Annotated in this window: 15 protein-coding genes; 13 read left to right on the forward strand and 2 right to left on the reverse strand. The window is 69.4% G+C overall.

What is annotated here, in order from left to right:
* The first annotated feature begins 92 nt into the window (after window positions 1-92).
* From obgE to ABZ208_RS24855, 9 genes are all read left to right on the forward strand, one after another.
* Window positions 93-1,529, forward strand: coding sequence for a GTPase ObgE (gene obgE, locus ABZ208_RS24815; protein WP_356911666.1), 1,437 nt, complete (start codon window positions 93-95; stop codon window positions 1,527-1,529).
* Between the two features lie 485 nt (window positions 1,530-2,014).
* Entirely contained in the window at window positions 2,015-4,042 is a 2,028-nt protein-coding gene (locus ABZ208_RS24820; RefSeq protein WP_356911667.1) for a glycosyltransferase family 4 protein, read from the forward strand.
* A 213-nt stretch (window positions 4,043-4,255) separates the two neighbouring features.
* Window positions 4,256-5,755 carry a bifunctional cytidylyltransferase/SDR family oxidoreductase gene (locus ABZ208_RS24825; RefSeq protein WP_356911668.1) on the forward strand — a complete coding sequence of 500 codons (1,500 nt, stop codon included), beginning with the start codon at window positions 4,256-4,258 and terminating at the stop codon, window positions 5,753-5,755.
* 157 nt (window positions 5,756-5,912) lie between these two features.
* Window positions 5,913-7,976 carry a hypothetical protein gene (locus ABZ208_RS24830; protein ID WP_356911669.1) on the forward strand — a complete coding sequence of 688 codons (2,064 nt, stop codon included), beginning with the start codon at window positions 5,913-5,915 and terminating at the stop codon, window positions 7,974-7,976.
* Between the two features lie 164 nt (window positions 7,977-8,140).
* Window positions 8,141-9,343: a glycosyltransferase gene (locus tag ABZ208_RS24835; protein WP_356911670.1), complete on the forward strand. Its 1,203-nt coding sequence runs from the start codon at window positions 8,141-8,143 to the stop codon at window positions 9,341-9,343.
* A 108-nt stretch (window positions 9,344-9,451) separates the two neighbouring features.
* Window positions 9,452-10,519, forward strand: coding sequence for a glucose-1-phosphate thymidylyltransferase (locus tag ABZ208_RS24840; protein WP_356911671.1), 1,068 nt, complete (start codon window positions 9,452-9,454; stop codon window positions 10,517-10,519).
* Window positions 10,516-11,502: a dTDP-glucose 4,6-dehydratase gene (rfbB, locus tag ABZ208_RS24845; RefSeq protein ID WP_356911672.1), complete on the forward strand. Its 987-nt coding sequence runs from the start codon at window positions 10,516-10,518 to the stop codon at window positions 11,500-11,502. The genes ABZ208_RS24840 and rfbB overlap by 4 nt, the downstream gene beginning before the upstream one ends.
* Entirely contained in the window at window positions 11,499-12,410 is a 912-nt protein-coding gene (rfbD, locus tag ABZ208_RS24850) for a dTDP-4-dehydrorhamnose reductase (RefSeq protein ID WP_356911673.1), read from the forward strand. Before rfbB ends, rfbD begins: the two co-directional genes overlap by 4 nt.
* A gap of 77 nt (window positions 12,411-12,487) precedes the next feature.
* Complete coding sequence (locus ABZ208_RS24855; RefSeq protein ID WP_356911674.1) at window positions 12,488-13,282, forward strand: class I SAM-dependent methyltransferase; 795 nt, start codon at window positions 12,488-12,490, stop codon at window positions 13,280-13,282.
* Window positions 13,283-13,357: 75 nt separating this feature from the next.
* Here the strand turns inward: ABZ208_RS24855 and rfbC are convergent, their stop codons facing one another.
* Window positions 13,358-13,957 (reverse strand): dTDP-4-dehydrorhamnose 3,5-epimerase, encoded by a 600-nt coding sequence (rfbC, locus tag ABZ208_RS24860; RefSeq protein ID WP_356911675.1) that lies wholly within the window; start codon window positions 13,955-13,957, stop codon window positions 13,358-13,360.
* 78 nt (window positions 13,958-14,035) lie between these two features.
* Complete coding sequence (locus ABZ208_RS24865; RefSeq protein ID WP_356911676.1) at window positions 14,036-16,150, reverse strand: glycosyltransferase family 2 protein; 2,115 nt, start codon at window positions 16,148-16,150, stop codon at window positions 14,036-14,038.
* Between the two features lie 239 nt (window positions 16,151-16,389).
* Here ABZ208_RS24865 and proB point away from each other — a divergent pair, with 239 nt between their 5' ends.
* The 4 genes from proB to ABZ208_RS24885 all read left to right on the forward strand — a co-directional run bounded on the left by proB (window position 16,390) and on the right by ABZ208_RS24885 (window position 20,259).
* Window positions 16,390-17,496, forward strand: coding sequence for a glutamate 5-kinase (gene proB / locus ABZ208_RS24870; RefSeq protein WP_356911723.1), 1,107 nt, complete (start codon window positions 16,390-16,392; stop codon window positions 17,494-17,496).
* 140 nt (window positions 17,497-17,636) lie between these two features.
* A complete protein-coding gene (locus ABZ208_RS24875; protein ID WP_356911677.1) occupies window positions 17,637-18,197 on the forward strand; it encodes a hypothetical protein in 561 nt (186 codons plus the stop codon).
* Window positions 18,198-18,261: 64 nt separating this feature from the next.
* The gene (locus ABZ208_RS24880) at window positions 18,262-19,554 is read left to right on the forward strand and encodes a glutamate-5-semialdehyde dehydrogenase (RefSeq protein WP_356911678.1); all 1,293 of its coding nucleotides are present in this window, start codon (window positions 18,262-18,264) and stop codon (window positions 19,552-19,554) included.
* Window positions 19,555-19,644: 90 nt separating this feature from the next.
* Window positions 19,645-20,259, forward strand: coding sequence for a hypothetical protein (locus ABZ208_RS24885; protein WP_356911679.1), 615 nt, complete (start codon window positions 19,645-19,647; stop codon window positions 20,257-20,259).
* The last annotated feature ends 87 nt before the right edge of the window (window positions 20,260-20,346 follow it).

The following is a 20,346-nucleotide window of genomic DNA, read 5'->3' on the forward strand; positions in this document are numbered from 1 at the left end:
GGACCTCACTTCCCGAGAGGGAAGCAGGTCCGCCTTTCGTGTGTTGACAGTTAGACATTTCCCTACGTACGTCACCAACTGGAGGCATTTCCATGACCACCTTCGTGGACCGCGTCGAGCTCCATGCCGCCGCGGGTAACGGAGGCCACGGCTGCGCCTCCGTTCACCGGGAGAAGTTCAAGCCGCTCGGCGGGCCCGACGGGGGCAACGGCGGGCGCGGCGGCGACGTGATCCTGGTCGTCGACCAGTCGGTGACGACGCTGCTCGACTACCACCACAGCCCGCACCGCAAGGCCACCAACGGCAAGCCCGGTGAGGGCGGCAACCGCTCCGGCAAGGACGGCCAGGACCTGGTCCTGCCGGTCCCCGACGGCACCGTCGTCCTCGACAAGCAGGGCAATGTGCTCGCCGACCTGGTCGGCCAGGGCACCACGTACATCGCCGCCGAGGGCGGCCGCGGAGGCCTCGGCAACGCCGCGCTGGCCTCCGCCCGCCGCAAGGCCCCCGGCTTCGCCCTGCTGGGCGAGCCCGGCCGGTCGGGTGATGTGGTCCTGGAGCTCAAGACCGTCGCCGACGTCGCGCTGGTGGGCTACCCGAGCGCGGGCAAGTCCTCGCTGATCTCCGTCCTGTCGGCGGCCAAGCCCAAGATCGCGGACTACCCGTTCACCACGCTGGTCCCGAACCTGGGCGTCGTGACGGCCGGGTCGACCGTCTACACCATCGCGGACGTGCCGGGTCTGATCCCGGGCGCCAGCCAGGGCCGTGGCCTGGGTCTGGAGTTCCTGCGCCATGTCGAGCGCTGCTCGGTCCTGGTGCACGTCCTGGACACCGCGACGCTCGAGTCCGACCGTGACCCGGCCTCCGACCTCGATGTCATCGAGGAGGAGCTGCGGCAGTACGGCGGCCTCGACGACCGCCCGCGGATCGTGGTCCTGAACAAGGTCGACATTCCCGACGGCCAGGACCTCGCCGACATGATCCGCCCGGAGCTGGAGCAGCGGGGCTACCGCGTCTTCGAGGTCTCCGCGGTGGCTCACAAGGGCCTCAAGGAGCTGTCCTACGCGCTGGCCGAGATCGTCGCCGAGGCGCGGGCCGCCAAGCCGGTGGAGGAGGCGACCCGTATCGTCATCCGCCCCAAGGCGGTCGACGACGCGGGCTTCACGGTCACGCTGGAGGAGGACGGCCTCTTCCGGGTGCGCGGCGAGAAGCCGGAGCGCTGGGTGCGCCAGACGGACTTCAACAACGACGAGGCCGTTGGCTATCTGGCGGACCGCCTCAACCGTCTCGGTGTCGAGGAAGAGCTGATGAAGGCCGGCGCCCGGTCGGGCGACGGCGTGGCCATCGGCCCCGAGGACAACGCGGTCGTCTTCGACTGGGAGCCGACGGTGACGGCGGGCGCGGAGATGCTCGGCCGCCGCGGTGAGGACCACCGCTTCGAGGCCCCGCGTCCGGCGGCGCAGCGTCGCCGGGACCGTGACGCGGAGCGGGACGAGGCGATGAAGGAGTTCAAGGGCTTCGAGCCCTTCTAGGCCCGGACAGGACCTGGTCCCCCTGAACCTCCGTCGACGCTGAGCGGAGTCCGGCGCAGCCACCCTGAGCACGTGAGCCCACCTCGGGCCGAGCGGTGCGAGGGTGGCTGCGCCGTTTTCGCAGGTGGGCGGCGGCTTGCGGGGGAGCCGGTGCAAGGTCGTGAGGCGCCCCGCGCCGGGCGGGGCCGGTGCGGGGCGCCTCAGGCCCGCTCCCAACGGCGGCGGCGCCGCACATGCGCCTCTGTGTGCCCGGGTCACACGCTTCCCGTCGTGTGGAGAGCCAACCGTTCACACCTTCCGGCCGTCTCATCCGGGTGAAGGCGGGAGAACTGCCCAACCGGTCCGGCAATCCGCGACAAGGCGGACAAGTTGGTACATGTCGTAATATTCCGGCTGGGGTGCCCTCGCCAGGACAAGCGTCGCCGAGCCTGCGAGCCGAAACGTGACCGCCCGTTGGTTCCTGAGCAGAATTGAGCGGAGCACCGATGAAGATCTCCTTCCTCATTCACACCGTTTACGGCATAGGCGGAACCATCCGCACGACGCTGAATCTGGCTGGGGAGCTGGCCAACCGCCACGAGGTCGAGATCGTCTCCGTCTTCCAGCACCGTGACACCGCCGCCTTCGCGATCGATCCCCGCATCACTGTCGTGCCGCTCGCCGACACCCGCCCCGACAGCCCCGGCAACGACCTGGGGAATCCTCTCTTCTCCCAGCCGTCCAAGGCCTTCCCGCACGCCGAGGCCCGCTACAAGGAGTACAACCAGCTCGTCGACGAGCGGGTACGTGCCCACTACGCCGACTCCGACGCGGACATCGTCATCGGAACCCGCCCAGGACTCGTCGCCTATGTCGCCCAGTTCGCCCCGCCCGGCGCCGTACGGGTCGGCCAGGAGCACATGACGCACAACCACCACAAGGGGGCGCTGCGCGAGGAGATGTACGAGCACCTCGACGCCATCGACGCCTTTGTGACGGTCTCCGAGGGCGACGCGGCGGTCTGGCGGGACAAGCTGCCGCTGCCCACCACCCGGGTGCTGTCCATACCCAACAGCGTTCCCGAGCCGGCCGTCGCGCCTTCGGACGGCACCGGCCGGACCATCGTCGCGGCCGGCCGGCTCTCGGCCGAGAAGCAGTACCACGTGCTGCTCGACGCCTTCGCCAAGGTCGCAGCCGTCCGCCCCGACTGGGTGCTGCGGATCTACGGCTCCGGTGACCAGCGGGAACGGCTCCGCGCCCGCATCGACGAACTGGCGCTCTACAACCAGGTCCACCTCATGGGCGCCCACTCGCCGATCGAACCCGAATGGGCCAAGGGGGCCATCGCGGTTTCCACTTCGCGCCACGAGTCCTTCGGTATGACGCTGGTGGAGGCCATGCGCTGCGGCGTACCGATGGTCAGCACCGACTGCGACTACGGCCCGCGCGAGATCATCCAGGACGGTGTCGACGGGCTGCTCGTCCCGGTGGGTGACGTCACCGCGATCGCCCAGGGCCTGCTGCGGCTGATCGACGACGAGGGGCTGCGCCGCGGGATGGCGAAGGCCGCTGCCGACAACGCGCGCCGCTTCGATCCGGGTGTGGTCACCAAGCAGTACGAGGCGCTGTTCGCGGAGCTGGTCGAGGACGCGTCCCGGCGCGAGACGGGCCCGGGGATCGCTCCGGTCGCCGATGTCGTGGTCGCGGGCGACGGCGAGGTGACCGTCACGCTGGCGACCCCGCTCCCCGAGGGCCTGGAACAGGGCGCAACGCTCGTGTGCACCCGTACCGGTGTCCAGTCGGACGTCCGCACCTTCGACTTCGACGGGGGCGGCGCGGCACGGATCCCGGCCGGTGAGGTCTTCCCCGAGGGCCAGTGGAACCTCTTCGTCGAGATGGCCACGACCAAGGTCAGGGGGCGCGTCACCGCCCGCGTCATCGACCAGCGGGGGGCGATGCACGCCGCGCAGAGACCCGCGGGGGGCGGGCCCGTCCACAACCTCGTGCCGTACGAGGACAAGGCGAAGGGCAGCGCCCTGATGCTGCGTGCCTGGTCCCGGCCCGTGCATGCGGAGGCCGACGACGTCCGGCTGGACGGTATGCGGATCACCCTGACGGGCAGTCTGTACGGCGCGGCGACCGTGTCCGACGCCCCGGCGCTGCTGCTGCGCCGTCGCGGGAAGCCCGCGGGCGAACTGTCCTTCGCCGGAGAAAAGGAGGGGGAGCACGGCTTCCGGTTCACCTTCACCCCGGCCGAAGCCGTCGCCGCGCAGCTGACCGCGCACGACGTGTGGGACCTGCTCGTCCGCTACGCACCGAACAGCGAGCCGGTCAAGATCGGCAAGGTGCTGGACGACGTCGTGATGAAGAAGGACATCTACTCCTACCCTCGTATCGTCCGGCCCAAGCGGCGCACCGGCAGCCTGGTGCGCGCCATGGTCAAGCGGGCGCTGCGCAAGCGGCAGCCCCAGGTCAGGGTCAGGGTCTACTACACGGTGTCCAATGATCTCGCGCTCAATGTGGTGGACCTGTAACCCGCCGCTATCCCGCTCATGGGTGGTTCATGCCACTCATGTGTGTGGCGTCCGTCACTCCTCCAGGGCGGTGCCGCGTGGCCAAGTGCCCAGATCACCGGGTGAACAGAAGGTATCTCCGATCCGTGGGGTGGGCGACACCCGCCTTGCGGGACGGTAACGCAGGGTGCAACCATCAGTTTTGTTCCCCAGCCCTCGCAAGGTAGGTCGTCTGTGTCTGTGCAGCACATAGCCAAACCCCGAACCACAGCAGTCGTGCTCGCCGGTGGCACCGGCCAGCGCGTGGGTCTGTCCATCCCCAAGCAGCTGCTGAAGATCGCAGGCAAGGCCGTCATCGAGCACACACTGTCGATCTTCCAGCAGGCGGACTCCATCGACGACGTCATCGTGCTGATGGCGCCCGGCTTCGTGCCCGACGTCGAGAAGATCATCGCCAAGGCGGGTCTGACGAAGGTCACCAGGGTCATCGAGGGCGGCGCGACCCGCAACGAGACGACCGAGCGTGCCATCAAGGCCCTCGGCGAGGGCCTTGCCGAGGGCGAGGACCGCAACGTCCTGTTCCACGACGCCGTGCGCCCGCTGATCTCCGAGCGGGTGATCCGGGACTGCGTGGACGCCCTGGACCGCTACCAGGCCGTCGATGTCGCCATCCCGTCCGCGGACACGATCATCGTGACCCGCACCCACGGCGAGGACGGCGAGTTCATCACCGACGTCCCGGACCGCTCCAGGCTGCGCCGTGGCCAGACCCCGCAGGCCTTCAAGCTCTCCACCATCCGCAGGGCGTACGAGGTCGCGGCCGGCGACCCGAACTTCCAGGCCACCGACGACTGCTCCGTCGTGCTGAAGTACCTGCCGGACGTCCCGATCTACGTCGTCGCGGGCGACGAGTACAACATGAAGGTCACCCAGCCGGTCGACGTCTTCATCGCGGACAAGCTCTTCCAGCTCGCCTCGACCGCCGCCCCGGCCCAGGCCGACGAAGCCGCCTACCGCGAGCTGCTGGCCGGCAAGACCCTGGTCGTCTTCGGCGGTTCGTACGGCATCGGCGCGGACATCGCCTCGCTCGCCGAGTCCTACGGAGCCAAGGTCTACGCGCTGGGCCGCTCCACCACCGGCACCCATGTGGAGAACCCGGAGCACGTCGACGACGCGCTGTCCAAGGCGTACGCCGAGACCGGCCGTATCGACTACGTGATCAACACCGCGGGCGTGCTGCGCATCGGCAAGCTGGCCGAGACGGACAACACGACCATCCAGGAAGCGCTGAACGTCAACTACCTGGCTCCGGTGCAGATCGCGCGGGCCTCGCACAAGTACCTGGCGGAGACCAAGGGCCAGCTGCTGCTCTACACCTCCAGCAGCTACACCCGCGGCCGCGCCGAGTACAGCCTCTACTCCTCCACCAAGGCCGCCATGGTGAACCTCACCCAGGCTCTGTCGGACGAGTGGGCGGGCGACGGCATCCGGGTGAACTGTGTGAACCCCGAGCGCACCGCCACGCCGATGCGCACCAAGGCGTTCGGCACCGAGCCCGCCGGTACGCTGCTCTCGTCCGAGGCCGTGGCCCGTACCTCGCTGGACGTGCTGTTGTCCGAGCTGACCGGCCATGTCATCGACGTACGGCAGCAGGACCCGACCCGGGGCGCTTCCGAGGCATCGGGCTTCGAGCAGGCCCTCGCCGCTGTGCTGGACCGTCAAGAAGATGTGTAATACTTATTGACATTCATATTCGGGCCTCTGTAGTCGCCGTTACACAGCGCGCACTGCGGGGGCCCGAATCCGTGGAGGTCCTCCTTCACACGTCCTTCGCAAGGCACATATTCGGTACCCCTGGAGCAGGTTCTTCGTGATTTCCAAGGCCATTCGCATGGCACGCGTGGGCAGCGGATCCGAGCTGGCCGCGGCGCTGCTCCTGATGCTCGGATTCCCGTGCGTCATGCTCGCCGCGATAATCCCCAACCTCTGGTTCTTCGGGGCAGCGGTTGCGGTGACCTATCTGTCGGACCGCTTTCTGCACCAGCGCTCCAGCTATCTGATCAATCGGCTCGCCAAGGTGCGGGCCGGCCTGTCGATCCGTTTTCTGGTGCGCCAGCTGCTGCTCATCCTGCTGATGGCACGCATGGGTCTCGCGGACGACATGGTCTTCTACGTGACGGTCGCCTGCCTGCTCGGCTTCTACGGGCTCCAGGCGCCGCACGGTGCGATGGTCACCCTGCTGCGCCTGCGCCGCAGGCTGCCGGTCGTCACCCGCAACATCGACCTGAAGAAGTACGTGCGCATCCCCGACGCGCCGCCCAAGGGCCTGCTGGACCGCTCCGCGGAGAAGATGCTGCACCTGGACGTCTTCGCAGTCGTGGGCGTGATCCTCGCCATCGGGCTGAAGCAGAACATCTTCGCCTACGCCGGTCTCGCGCTGACCTCGGTGCTCGCTCTCGGCTACGTGGCCGCGCTGCTGCCCTATCTGCGGCCGAGCCGCCTCGTACCGCCCGCGGAGAAGGTGCTGAAGGGCATCGACACCTGGCTCGGCGAGTACAAGCCGACGGTGATGCTGTACTTCTCCGGCTCCAGGGACTCGGCGTACCAGGTCAACATGTGGCTCGAGACGATGGCCAAGGTCGAGGGCCGGCCGGTGATCCTGCTGCGTGAGCGCAACATCGTGCCGCAGCTCGCCTCCACCTCCGTGCCCGTGCTGTGCGTGCCCGGCGGGGTGCACCTGATGAATCTGGACCTGTCGTCCGTGCGGGTCGCGCTGTACGCGGCCAACGTCGGCAAGAACATCCACCTGCTGCGGGTACCGACCATGAAGCATGTCTTCATCGGCCACGGCGACAGCGACAAGCTCGCCAGCGTCAACCCGTTCAGCAAGGCGTACGACGAGGTGTGGACCGCCGGCCGCGCAGGACGTGACCGGTACGCCCTCGCCGACGTCGGTGTGCGCAGCGAGGACATCGTCGAGGTGGGCCGTCCCCAGCTGGCCCCGATCAACACCTGGACCGGCGCACCCGCGAACCCGGTCCCGACCGTGCTCTACGCCCCCACGTGGGAGGGCTGGGACGACAACCCCGGCAACACCTCCCTGCTGCTGGCCGGTGAGAACATCGTCAAGCGGCTGCTGAACGCGCAGAAGCCGGTCCGGCTGATCTACAAGCCGCACCCGTTCACCGGCACCCGCAGCCCCAAGGCCAAGGCCGTGCACCTGCGCGTCACCGCGCTGGTCGAGCAGGCCGCCGCGGCCCGGGCCGCCGACCCGCGCTGGGCCGAGGAGTCCGCGTCCCATGCGGCCGGACAGGCCGAGGCCCGTGCCGAACTGCAGCGCATCGAGGCACGCCTCGCCGAGCTCGCGGGCACCTCGCGCGTCGGCGGGGACGAGGCCGAGCTGTCGCGCGAGTCGGTGGCCGACCCGGCGCGCGAGGCGGAGACCGCGCAGCTCAAGGACGACTGGAACGCCGCGTACTGGCGCTCCTTCGGCTGGTGGGAGCACAAGGTCATCACCGGTCCCGAGCCGCGGCTGTACGACTGCTTCAACGAGTCGGACGGCATGGTCTCGGACATCTCCAGCGTGGTGTCGGACTTCATCGCGAGCGGCAAGCCGTACGCGGTCACCGACTCCGCGGGTCTGGGCGAGGCGGAGTTCAAGCGCCAGAACACCGCCGTTCGCGCCGCGGTGATCCTCTCCAACAGCGCTGCCGAGCTCGACGAGCTGCTGGAAGCCGTCGCCGACCGGGCCGCCGACACGCGGGCAGAGGCGCGGCACGAGCTCAAGGAGTACCTGCTCGGCCCGGACGAGCCGACCTCCATGGAGCAGTTCAGTGCGGCTGTGCAGACGCTGGCGGCCAAGGCCGAGGCGCGCAACGCGGGGGTGGCGCAGCGCCTCGCGGAGGCGGAGGCGGAGCCGACGCCCGGGTTCGACGACACTCCCGTGGGCGGCTGAGAGACCCGCATCACATCGCACATCACAGCAGCGGCCTGGCGGCGTCCCTGAAGGGCGCCGCCAGGCCGTTTCATGTCCCATTGGGGTATGTGCGCCGATTACCCCGAATGCTCGGAGGGCCGAACAAGGCAACCTTTGTTCATGTCACGTTGTCTTGTATGTCGATGAATGACAATCCTGCGCCTGACGTCACGGTAGTGGTCGGGGCCTATGAGGCCATGCCCTACCTGGTCCGTTGCCTGGAATCGGTGGAGTCGCAGACCCTCGGGGCCGACCGCATCGAGATCGTCGCGGTCGACGACGGGTCGACCGACGGCACGGGTGAGTACCTGGAGGAGTTCGCCGCCAGGTCCAAGGTCCCGACCACGGTCGTCCACCAGCCCAACTCCGGCGGCCCCAGCGGGCCGCGCAACCTCGGCCTGAGCCGTGCCCGCGGCCGCTATGTCTTCTTCCTGGACGCGGACGACTACTTCGGTGACGAAGCGCTGGAGCGGATGGTCGCCATGGCCGACCGCGCCGGTACGGACGTGGTGCTCGGCAGGATGGCCGGCGTCGGCCGCGGTGTGCCCGGATCCATGTTCACCCGCACCCTCGAACACGCCGATGTGCACACCTCCCGGGTCATCTACGCGCTCAGCGCCCAGAAGCTGTTCCGGCGCGCGACGCTGACGCGGCTCGGCCTGCGATTCGACGAGACACTCGCGACCGGTGAGGACGCGTTGTTCACCATGGAGGCGTATCTCGCAGGCGGCGGCGTGTCCGTGGTGGCCGACTACGACTGCTACTACCTCGTCGGCCGTGAGGACGGCAAACACGCGACCAGCAGGGGCAGTTACCCCGAGCGCTTCGAGGCGCTGCACGCCCTGATGCGGCTGATCGCCCGCCTCGAGCCGCCGGGGCCCAAGCGGGATCTGCTGATGGTCAGGCCGTTCACGGTCGGTCTGCTCCAGCAGTTCGGTCCCGCCGTGCTGCGGCGTCCCGAGCGCGAACAGCTGCACAGGATGGAGCTGGCCGCGCCGATGACCCGGGCGTACTGGACCAAGGGCGTGGCCGACCGGATCAAGGTCGGCGAACGGCTCGTCCTCACCTGCGTCGCCATGGGCCGGCTCGACCTGCTCAAGGACCATCTGGATTTCACCCGGGCCGAGCGGATCCCGGAGGTGATCCACCGTGGCCGCTCCGGCCGCCCGTACCTGTCCTTTCCGCACTTCCGGGACGCAGGGGCGGGCATTCCCGACTCGGTCTACGCCGTGACGGTGCCGGACTGGTCCGGCAGCCGGCGCGTGCTGCCGGCGGGGCGCCTGTCACTCGCACGGGCGGTGCGCGGGATCCGGCGCCGCGCACGGCGGTTGAGAACCGGGCGGTAGATCGGGGCGGAATACACCGATTGCGTAAGGATGCGCGAACGGTGGGTAAAGTCGAATCGGCTGATCGATATCAGCCGGGGGAACACAATCGATTCGAGGACGGGCATCGTGAAGGCACTCGTACTCTCCGGAGGGGCGGGCACTCGCCTGCGTCCCATCACGCACACTTCGGCCAAGCAACTGGTTCCTGTGGCGAACAAGCCAGTGCTGTTCTACGGCCTGGAAGCGATCGCGGACGCCGGGATCACCGAAGTCGGCGTGATCGTCGGAGACACGGCGGAGGAGATCCAGGAGGCGGTCGGCGACGGATCCCGATTCGGGGTGAAGGTCACCTACATTCCACAGGAGAAGCCACTCGGGCTCGCCCATGCCGTGATCATCGCAAGAGAGTTCCTCGGTGAGGACGACTTCGTGATGTATCTCGGCGACAACTTCATCGTCGGCGGGATCACGGGCCTCGTCGACGCGTTCCGCACCGAACGTCCCGATGCGCAGATCCTGCTCACCAAGGTCCCCAACCCGACCTCCTTCGGCGTCGCGGAACTCGACGGCGAGGGCCGTGTCGTGGGCCTCGAGGAGAAGCCCGAGAACCCCAAGAGCGATCTCGCGCTCGTCGGCGTCTATCTCTTCACACCTGCCGTGCACGAGGCCGTGCGCGCCATCCAGCCGTCCTGGCGCGGGGAGTTGGAGATCACCCACGCCATCCAGTGGCTTATCGACCAGCAGCGCGACGTGCGTTCCACGACCATCTCCGGCTACTGGAAGGACACCGGCAACGTCACCGACATGCTGGAGGTCAACCGGTCGGTGCTGGAGAGCGTCGAGGCCGTGAACGAGGGCACGGTCGACGAGAGCAGCGAGATCATCGGCCGCGTTCGTATCGAGGCGGGAGCCGAGATCAGCAGGAGCCGCATCATCGGTCCGGCCGTCATCGGCGCCGGCACCGTCATCAGCGACGCCTACGTCGGCCCGTTCACCTCCGTCTCCGAGGGGTGCCGGATCGAGGACAGCGAGATCGAGTACTCGATCGTGCTGCGCGGCTCGTCCATCACCGGTGTACGCCGGGTGGAGGCCTCACTCATCGGCCGCGACGTCGAGGTCACCCCCGCCCCACGCAACCCGTCCGCCCACCGACTCGTGCTCGGCGATCACAGCAAGGTGCAGATCTCTTCATGACCACCAAGATCCTGGTGACCGGCGGCGCCGGCTTCATCGGCTCCCACTACGTCCGCACGGTGCTCGGCCCCGGCGGCCCGGGCGACGTGGCCGTCACCGTGCTGGACAAGCTCACCTACGCGGGCAACGAGGCCAACCTCGACGAGGTCCGTGACCACCCCGGATTCGCCTTCGTCAAGGGCGACATCTGCGACCCGGAGCTCGTCGGCCGGCTCATGGGTGAGCACGACCAGGTCGTGCACTTCGCCGCCGAGTCGCACGTGGACCGGTCCATCGACGGCGGCGCCGAATTCGTGCGGACGAACGTGGTGGGCACCCATACCCTGATCGACGCGGCCCACCGCGCCGGCATCACGACATTCGTCCACATCTCCACCGACGAGGTCTACGGCTCCATCGACGAGGGCTCCTGGCCCGAGACGCACCCGCTCCAGCCCAACTCCCCCTACTCCGCGGCCAAGGCCTCCAGCGACCTGATCGCGCTGTCCTACCACCGCACCCACGGCCTGGACGTGCGCGTGACCCGCTGCTCCAACAACTACGGGCATCACCACTTCCCGGAGAAGGTCATCCCGCTGTTCATCACCAACCTGCTGGACGGCCACAAGGTCCCGCTGTACGGCGACGGCGGGAATGTGCGTGACTGGCTGCACATCGACGACCACGTCCAGGGCATCGAGCTGGTGCGCACCCGGGGCCGGGCGGGCGAGGTCTACAACATCGGCGGCGGCACCGAGCTGTCCAACAAGGAGCTCACCGCGCTGCTGCTCGAGGCGTGCGGGGCCGACTGGGACACCAGCGTCGAGTACGTGACCGACCGCAAGGGCCACGACCGCCGCTACTCGGTCGACTGCGCCAAGATCCGCGAGGAGCTCGGCTACGCGCCGCGCAAGGACTTCGCGACCGGTCTCGCGGAAACCGTGCAGTGGTACCGCGACAACCGTGCCTGGTGGGAGCCGCTCAAGGAGCGTGCGGCGCTGTGAGCGGCTGGCTCGTCACGGGGGGCCGGGGCATGCTGGCCCAGGACGTTCTCGCCAGGCTGGCGGCGGACGGCACCGCGGCCGTCCCCCTCGCCCACGCGGACCTCGACATCACCGACCCGGAAGCGGTTCGTGCCGCACTCGACGAACACCGGCCGGCAGTGATCGTCAACTGCGCCGGCTGGACGGACGTCGACGGTGCGGAGGAACGGGAGGATGCCGCGCTCGCCGTCAACGGCACGGGTCCGCGGGTGCTCGCCGAGGCGTCCAAGGAGACCGGCACCGTCCTGCTCCATGTCTCCACCGACTACGTGTTCGCCGGCGACGCGGCCGCGCCGTACGCGGAGGACGCACCGACCGGACCACGCGGCGCCTACGGACGCACCAAGCTGGCGGGGGAGCGGGCGGTGCGCGAGATCCTGCCCGAGACCGGCCAGGTGGTCCGTACGGCCTGGCTGTACGGCGCGGGCGGGCCGAACTTCGTGCGCACGATGATCAGGCTCGAGGCGGTCAAGGACACCCTGGACGTGGTGGACGACCAGCGTGGCCAGCCGACCTGGACCGTGGACCTGGCCGACCGGCTGGTGCGGCTGGGGCAGGGGACGCTCGCGGGCACGGTGACCGGCGGCGTCCGCCACGGCACGAGCAGTGGCGACACCACCTGGTTCGGATTCACGCGGGAGATCTTCCGGCTGCTGGGCGCCGACCCGGAGCGGGTGCGTCCGACGACCAGCGAGGCCTTCGTCAGGCCCGCGCCCCGGCCGGCGTACAGCGTGCTCGGCCACGAGGGGTGGCAGGGGACGCGCATCGAACCGATCCGCGCCTGGCGTGCCGCGCTCGCAGAAGCGTTCCCGGAACTGGTCGAAGCGGAGCGCGGAAAGGCCGACAGAATGGGTGCTACTGGCCAGTAGATGTTTACGTTCGGGTGCCGTACACGCTAACTTCGCTGGGAATCAATGAATTTGATTCCCAGCGAAGGGCTCCATCGGTGGACCGCCACGGCTTCCTGCGTCAACTGCACCGCATCTACAAACCCCGCAACTATCTCGAGATCGGGGTCAACGACGGGCGCAGCCTGGCGCTTTCCCGGGTTCCCTCCGTCGCGATCGATCCGGCGTTCCGGGTCGTGACGAGCATCAGCTGCGATGTGCACCTCGTAAGGGCGACCAGCGACGACTTCTTCGCCCGCAAGGACCCGCTCGTGCATCTGCGCAACGGCCGCAATCCGTTTCGCGCGCTCGCCCGCAAGGATCCGATGAACCTTCTGGGCGGCGAGCCGCAGCTGGAGCTGTCGTTCATCGACGGTATGCACCTGTTCGAATACGCGCTGCGCGACTTCATGAACGTCGAGCGGCATTCGCGCTGGTCGAGCGTGATCGTGCTGGACGACATGCTGCCGCGGAGTGTCGACGAGGCCGCCCGCGACCGGCACACCAAGTTCTGGGCGGGTGACGTGTACAAGGTCGTCCAGGTGCTTCGCAAGTACCGGCCGGACCTGGTCGTCGTCGAGATCGACACCGCGCCGACCGGAGTGGTGGCCGTCTTCGGCGCCGACCCCGGGAACACCGTGCTCAAGAACGCGTACGACAAGATCATCGAGGAGTACGTCGTCCCCGACCCGCAGGACGTCCCGGACGAGGTACTGGTGCGCAAGCACGCGGTCCAGCCCGAGGCCCTGCTCGGCGCGGACTTCTGGCCGGGGCTGGTCCGCGCCCGCACACTGCGCCGCCCGCGCTCCGCCTTCGTACCTGTGCGCCGGAGCCTCGAGAAGCTCACGGGCTGAGCTTCCTGCTGAACGGAGAGAGCCCCCGAGGTCATGGATCTCGGGGGCTCTGCGGTGCCCGTGCCCGGGCGGCCGTCAGCCGCGGGCGCGCAGCTGCGCGTAGTACGCCTCGCACTCCTCGTACCGCGGCAGCAGCCCCTGCTCGGCGGCCTCGGCAAGCGTGGGCGCCGCGGCGTCCTTGTCCGAGAGCAGTGGTGTGATGCCCTCGGGCCACTCGATACCCAGCCCGGCGTCGAGAGGGTTGATGCCGTGCTCCCGCTCGGGGGAGTACCCCTCGGAGCACAGATAGACCACGGTCGCGTCGTCCGTCAGAGCCATGAAGGCGTGGCCGAGGCCTTCCGACAGATAGACGGCGTGGTGGTCCACGTCGTCGAGGCGGACGGCCTCCCACTGGCCGAACGTCGGGGAGCCGACGCGGATGTCGGCGATGACGTCGAGGACCGCACCGCGCACGCACTTGACGTATTTGGCCTGGCTCGGCGGCACATCGGCGAAGTGGATACCACGCAGCGTGCCCCGGCTGGAGACCGAGCAGTTGGCCTGCTCGAGCCGCAGCCGGTGTCCGGCCGCCTCGGCGAAGTCGGGTGCCCTGAACCACTCGTGGAAACTGCCCCGGCTGTCCGGGAAGATCTTCGGTTCGTGCACCCAGGCCCCGGCGATGGAGAGCTGCCGCATCTGTTCCCTTCCTTGCTGTCGACTCATGTCCCTTGATCACGCAGCCGCATGATCACGCACCCGCATTACATCAGCAGGTCAGCCGAGCACCCGGGCCGCGAGGCGGCGGGCCTTGCGACGCGCAGCGGGCGGCAGTCGGCGTACCAGCGGACCCGCCACGGCCCGTGCGGCACCGCGCAGTGCGGCCCGGCGTTGCTGCATCGTCAGCTGCCGCTGCAAGTGGGCGTCGGGCATGGGGAGGGTGTCGTCCAGCCGCAGCCGCCCGGCACGGTCCACGCTCACCCGGGACAACGGCAGGTCGGGTCCCTTCGGGCCGTCCAGCCGCACGGAGAGCTGCCAGGAGCCCGCCGGAGCCCCCGGCACCCGGGCCGGAACGGTGAGATGGACCCGGCCATGGACGGGGCGCACCGAGGCCGGGAAGGTGTGCACGGCGGACGGGCCGGCTGCTTCCGGCACCTCTGCGGCAGACGGAGCGCCGGAGAGGTCGGCCGACGCGGTCGGACCCGAAGGGGGCGGCAGCTCGCTCAGCACCAGCTCCGCATCGGCGGGCCCGGTGGCCCGGGTGGTGAAGACCTCCAGCCGCAGCTGCACCGGACGGCCGGGCATACGCAGCACGGGTCGGCGCCCGAGATAGGTGGCCATCTTCTTGGCGCGCCCTGCCACATCAAGGGTGAGATTGCTGTGCGGATCCGTGAAGTAAGGGATCACCGGGCGGGCCGGCGAGGAGAGCAGCGCGGGGAGGCACTGCTCGTCGACATGCGGTGCGCGGTCGGCGCCGAGCCGGACCTTCCGCAGGAGTCCGAGGCCCCACACGGACACCCAGGCGTCCCAGAAGCCGCGATCTAGGGCGGCCCGGCCTCCCCGGCCTGCCTCGGAGGAGAGCCGGCCGATGCCGCGCAGCACGATCTCGCAGCCGTCGTCGCCGTCCAGGTCCTCGACCTGTGCCTCGAGCGTGGCCGGGCAGTGCCATTCGACGGCCGTCTCACGGTTGCGCAGCGCGAGCTCCGCCTTGAAGGCTTTGATGTCGTCGGTGACGTCGAGGAGCTCGCCGTCGGGCAGCAGGTCTCCGGTGACGTCCGGGTGCAGATGGATCCGCCCGTCACGGCGCAGCAGCGTCAGCGGCCGCCGGTCGTCGCCGTGCACCAGGCGTGCCGCGATCGTGACCGCGATCCGGCCGTCGGGCTCCCAGGCGAGGTTGTCCAGCCGAACGGCGGCCTTGACCGAGGATGCGAAGCGGGCGAGTTCGAGCAGTCCCTCGGGATTGTCGTCGCGCAGCACGGTGGAACGCAGCCGCAGCATCGGGCCCAGCCCGTCGTGCACTGAGCTGTCCATGAAGTCCAGGGCGAGGGGCCGTACGGCGTCGGTCATCTCCCGGAGGTAGTCGGCTTCGTACTTCAGCACAGCCGGTTCGCTGAGCCGCGTGAGCATCTCCACGCGGTAGAACCGGCGCAGGATCCGGTCCCTGAGCGCGCCCGGCTCGGTGTTGGCGACGACGACCTCGAGGACCTCGCGGAGGTTCCCGTAGTAGCCGTCCGGGACGAGCTTGGCGGATCCGGCGTTGTTTCCGTCGTCGCGCTTCGAGTAGTGGTAGCAGGTGTACGACCCCAGGATCGAGACGACCTCGGCGGGGAAGTACGCCTTCATCATGTACAGCTGGTCCTCGAGGCGGCGCTTTCCCTCGGGGTAGGCGATGCCGTGCTCCCGCAGAAAGGCTGTCCGGAACATCTTGTGCGGTGTCAGGCTGTCGTACAGCGGTGCGGTGAGCAGGGTGCACTTTTCTCGGTCCTGGCGGAAGACGCCGTGCGGAACGCCGCGGAAGTTGCTGGCCACCTTGCCCATGACGATGTCGGAGCGATTGCGGTGGCCCATCTCGTAGAGCCGGCGCAGCGCGTCGGTGCTCAGGTGGTCGTCCTGGTCGAGGAACTGGACGTATTCGCCCTTGGCCTCTGCCACGCCGACGTTCCGCGGTTTGCCTGGCCAGCCGGAATTCGGGATGTGAATCACGCGGAAGTGCGGATACCGGGCGGCGAGCTTGTCGAGTCGTTCCGGGGTGTCGTCGGTGGATCCGTCATTGACGAAAAGTACTTCGAAATCTTCCGGTGGAAGCGTCTGGCTGACCAGCGAGTCAATACAGGGATCGAGGTACTTGCCCGGGTTGTAAACCGGAATGACGACACTCACTTTTACCGACACGACAGTGCCCCGTCTCTTGTGGAATCCCTGAGTCGCAGGTGGGGGCCGGAGGCAGGCCGCATACACGCGGGCCACCGCCCACTGGCACTCTATCGTTTGTCCGGAACTCCCCCTGCGCATTCGGAAATCGGTACCGGCCGCCCCCGTGCGTGCGGCCGGCTGTCCAGCGGGCGGAATAGGTGCGCGCGGCCGGCGCCGACTGACATAGATTCGGCCTTGTGACAGTGGCAAGACAGCAGGTGACCCAGGCTCGCAGGATCGTCGTCAAGGTCGGTTCGTCCTCCTTGACCACCGCAACCGGCGGGCTCGACGCCGATCGCGTGGACGCACTCGTCGACGTGCTCGCAAAAGTCCGCAGCGGCGGTGAGAAGGAGATGGTCCTGGTCTCGTCCGGCGCCATCGCCGCCGGACTCGCGCCACTCGGGCTGGCCCGCCGCCCCAAGGACCTGGCCCGGCAGCAGGCCGCCGCCAGCGTCGGCCAGGGCCTGCTCGTCGCCCGCTACACCGCCTCCTTCGCCCGCTACGGCGTACGCGTCGGCCAGGTACTGCTCACCAGCGACGACACCAGCCGCCGGGCCCACTACCGCAATGCCTACCGGACCCTGGACCAGCTCCTGACCATGGGCGCCGTCCCGGTCGTCAATGAGAACGACACCGTGGCCACGGACGAGATCCGCTTCGGCGACAACGACCGCCTTGCCGCGCTCGTCGCCCATCTCGTCCGCGCCGATCTGCTGGTCCTGCTCTCCGACGTCGACGGCCTCTACGACGGCGACCCGGCCAGACCCGGCACCTCCCTGATCGACGAGGTGCGCGGCCCGGACGACATCGCCCATGTACAGATCGGCAGCGCCGGCAAGGCCGGAGTCGGCACCGGAGGAATGGTCACCAAGGTCGAGGCGGCCCGGATCGCGGCCGCAGCCGGTGTCCCTGTGGTCCTCACCTCCGCCAGCCGCGCGGCCGACGCGCTCGCCGGCCGCGCCACTGGGACGTACTTCCACCGCACCGGGCGCCGCTCCGCCGACCGGCTGCTGTGGCTCGCCCATGCCTCCACCCCGCAGGGCTCGCTCACGCTCGACGACGGCGCGGTCCGGGCCGTGGTGCAGGGCAAGAAGTCGCTGCTGCCGGCCGGAATCGCCGCGGTCGAGGGCGAGTTCAGCGCCGGGGACCCGGTCGAGCTACGCGACTCGGCCGGCCGTCCTGTGGCACGCGGGCTCGTCAACTTCGACGCCAAGGAGATCCCGCAACTGCTCGGCCGCTCGACCCGCGAGCTGGCGAAGGAGCTGGGGCCGGCGTACGAACGGGAGGTCGTACACAGGGACGATCTGGTCGTCATCAAACCCTGAGGGGCCACCGAAACGGCGGAAAGTCCCGCCTTGCGGCAGAGACCTTTACCAAAACCGCCCCATGCGCCGCCGCGGGCTGGTCAACTTTGTTGCGGGGGAATTGCGGGGTAGGGCAACAACGCAGCAACAGGAGGCCGCCGGTGAGACGAGCGCGCCCTGGGGACGTGACCCGAGGGAACGGGGGACTGCCCCGCGCCCGCCGCGCCATGGGCGAGGAACGAGCCCTGACGAGCGTCGCAGCCGGCGCTGCGGCGGAGACCGACGCCCGTACGGACGCGCCCGAGGAACCGGGTACGGAGACGGGCGCCGAAGTCCGTGCGGAAGGCGTCCCCGCGCCGGAGCATCCCCGCGAGCGCCCGCTGTCCAAGCTGTGGCACATCACGCTCAGCGTCTCGGGCCCAGAAAGCCCGCTGAAGGAGGTCCGCCGCGGTCTGGAACAGCTCGCTCACGACCATCCCTTCCTGCTCACCAGCCGGTACGCCAACGACCATGCGGAGATCCGCTACTGGGAGGAAGCGCGCGACCTGCACGACGCGGCCGCCGTGGCACTGCGGCTGTGGGGCGAGCACCGGTCCACCGCCAAACTGCCGCCGTGGAAGATCGTCGGGCTCGAGGTCATCGACCGCGAGACCTACCACCAGCGCATCGCGGAGGGCTACGGTCCGCCGCCGGCGGCCCCGGTGGGCGTACACCCCTTCTGAGGCTTGTGTCTCGCGGTACGGGATGCGTTCCGGGTGCCCCCGCCGGGCGCATTACCCTGCGGGTATGACGTCGCTCTCTTCGGTCACGCCGTACGACAACATGTCCCCGGTCGCCCAGGCGGCCTATCGGGCCCGCGCCGCCGCCGCCGACCTCGCGCCACTGCCGCGCTCGGCCAAGGACGACGCACTGCTGGCGATCGCGGACGCGCTCGAGGTCCGTACCAGCGAGATCGTCGCCGCCAACGCCGAGGACATCGCGCGCGCCCGCGAGGCAGGGACCAGCGAGTCGATCATCGACCGGCTCACGCTGACCCCGGAGCGGGTGCGGGCGATCGCCGCCGATGTGCGGCACGTGGCGGCGCTGCCCGACCCGGTCGGCGAGGTGGTGCGCGGCTCGACGCTGCCCAACGGCATCGATCTGCGGCAGGTGCGCGTCCCGCTCGGCGTCGTCGGCATCATCTACGAGGCCCGCCCGAACGTGACCGTGGACGCCGCCGCGCTCTGCCTCAAGTCGGGCAACGCGGTGCTGCTGCGTGGCTCGTCCTCGGCGTACTCCTCCAACACGGCGCTGGTGCGCGTGCTGCGGGACGCGGTCGGAGGCTCCGGTCTGCCGGCCGACGCGGTGCAGCTCGTGCCGGGCGAGAGCCGGGACTCCGTACGGGAGCTGATGCGGGCCCGCGGCATGGTCGACGTGCTCATCCCGCGCGGCGGCGCCTCCCTGATCCGCACGGTCGTGGAGGAGTCCACCGTCCCGGTCATCGAGACCGGCACCGGCAACTGCCACGTCTATGTGGACGCCGAGACCGACATCGACATGGCCGTCGAGATCCTGATCAACTCCAAGGCGCAGCGCCCGAGCGTGTGCAACGCTGCCGAGACGCTCCTGGTGCACCGGGACATCGCCGCGGCCTTCCTGCCGCGCGCCCTGGACGCCCTCGCCGACGCCGGGGTGACCGTGCACGGCGACGAGCGGGTGATCGAGTACGCGGACGCCACCAAGGCCACCATCGTGGCCGCCACCGCCGAGGACTGGGAGACGGAGTACCTCTCCTACGACATCGCCGCCGCGGTCGTCGAGTCGCTCGACGCGGCAGTCGCCCACATCCGGCTGTGGTCCTCGGGCCACACCGAGGCGATCGTCACCACCTCGCAGGCGGCGGCGCGCCGGTTCACCCGGTTGGTCGATTCCACGACGGTCGCTGTGAACGCCTCCACGCGCTTCACGGACGGCGGCCAGTTCGGCTTCGGCGCGGAGATCGGTATCTCCACGCAGAAGCTGCACGCGCGTGGGCCCATGGGGCTTCCGGAGCTGACCTCGACGAAGTACATCGTGACGGGAGACGGTCACATCCGGTGACCGTCAGCGCGGGCGCGAAGAGCGTCACCCAGGCGGGGAGAGTTCGCACTCTCCCTGCCCAAACCCACCGGCCAGGTCTACTCTGAAGGCGTGCCGGACGACGTGGGGGGCAGGCCGTTCCCGGACGGTTGGGAGCCCGACGACGACCGCGGGGGCGCGGAAGAGGACTTCGCCTCCGTGGTGTTCGACGAGGACTTCGTCCGGGCCGCCACGTTCCATGAGCCGACCGCGGTGGAGCGACTGCTCGCCGCGGCCGAGGCGCGCGCCGAGGCCGAGGCCGCCCGCTCGGGATCCCGCACAGTGGGAGCCGAGGACGAGCTCTACGACGATGAGTACGGTCCCCGCGCGTATGCCAGGGGCGGGACCCGCGACGACGATGACGACACCGACCCCGACGACGACTTCACCGGTCCGTACGGCAGGCACGGCGGCGCCCTGCGTCCCTACCGCGGCACCGCACGCTGGCACCGTCCGGTGGCCTGGGTACTGGCCCTGGTGATGGGCATCGGCATGGTCGCCCTCGCCTTCACGGCCGTCTACCGGGGAGCCTCGGGCAACCGCCAGGACCCGACGGTTCCGGCGCCCACGACAACCGGCGTCGACGCCACCCCTACGGGCGCGACCGTCACGGGCAGCGGCCATGGCCCGGAGGTCTCCGACGCCCGCTCCGCACCACCGGTGCCCGCCGAGCAGCACACCCCCTGACCACGGAGTAAGAACGGGTCGCAACTCGTCGGAACTTGTCGTGCACCGCGGCGTTTACCGTGCCCCTGTCAGACCTACCCTGAAGGT

The organism is Streptomyces sp. NPDC006208 (genome assembly GCF_040613775.1).
Taxonomy (GTDB): Bacteria; Actinomycetota; Actinomycetes; order Streptomycetales; family Streptomycetaceae; genus Streptomyces.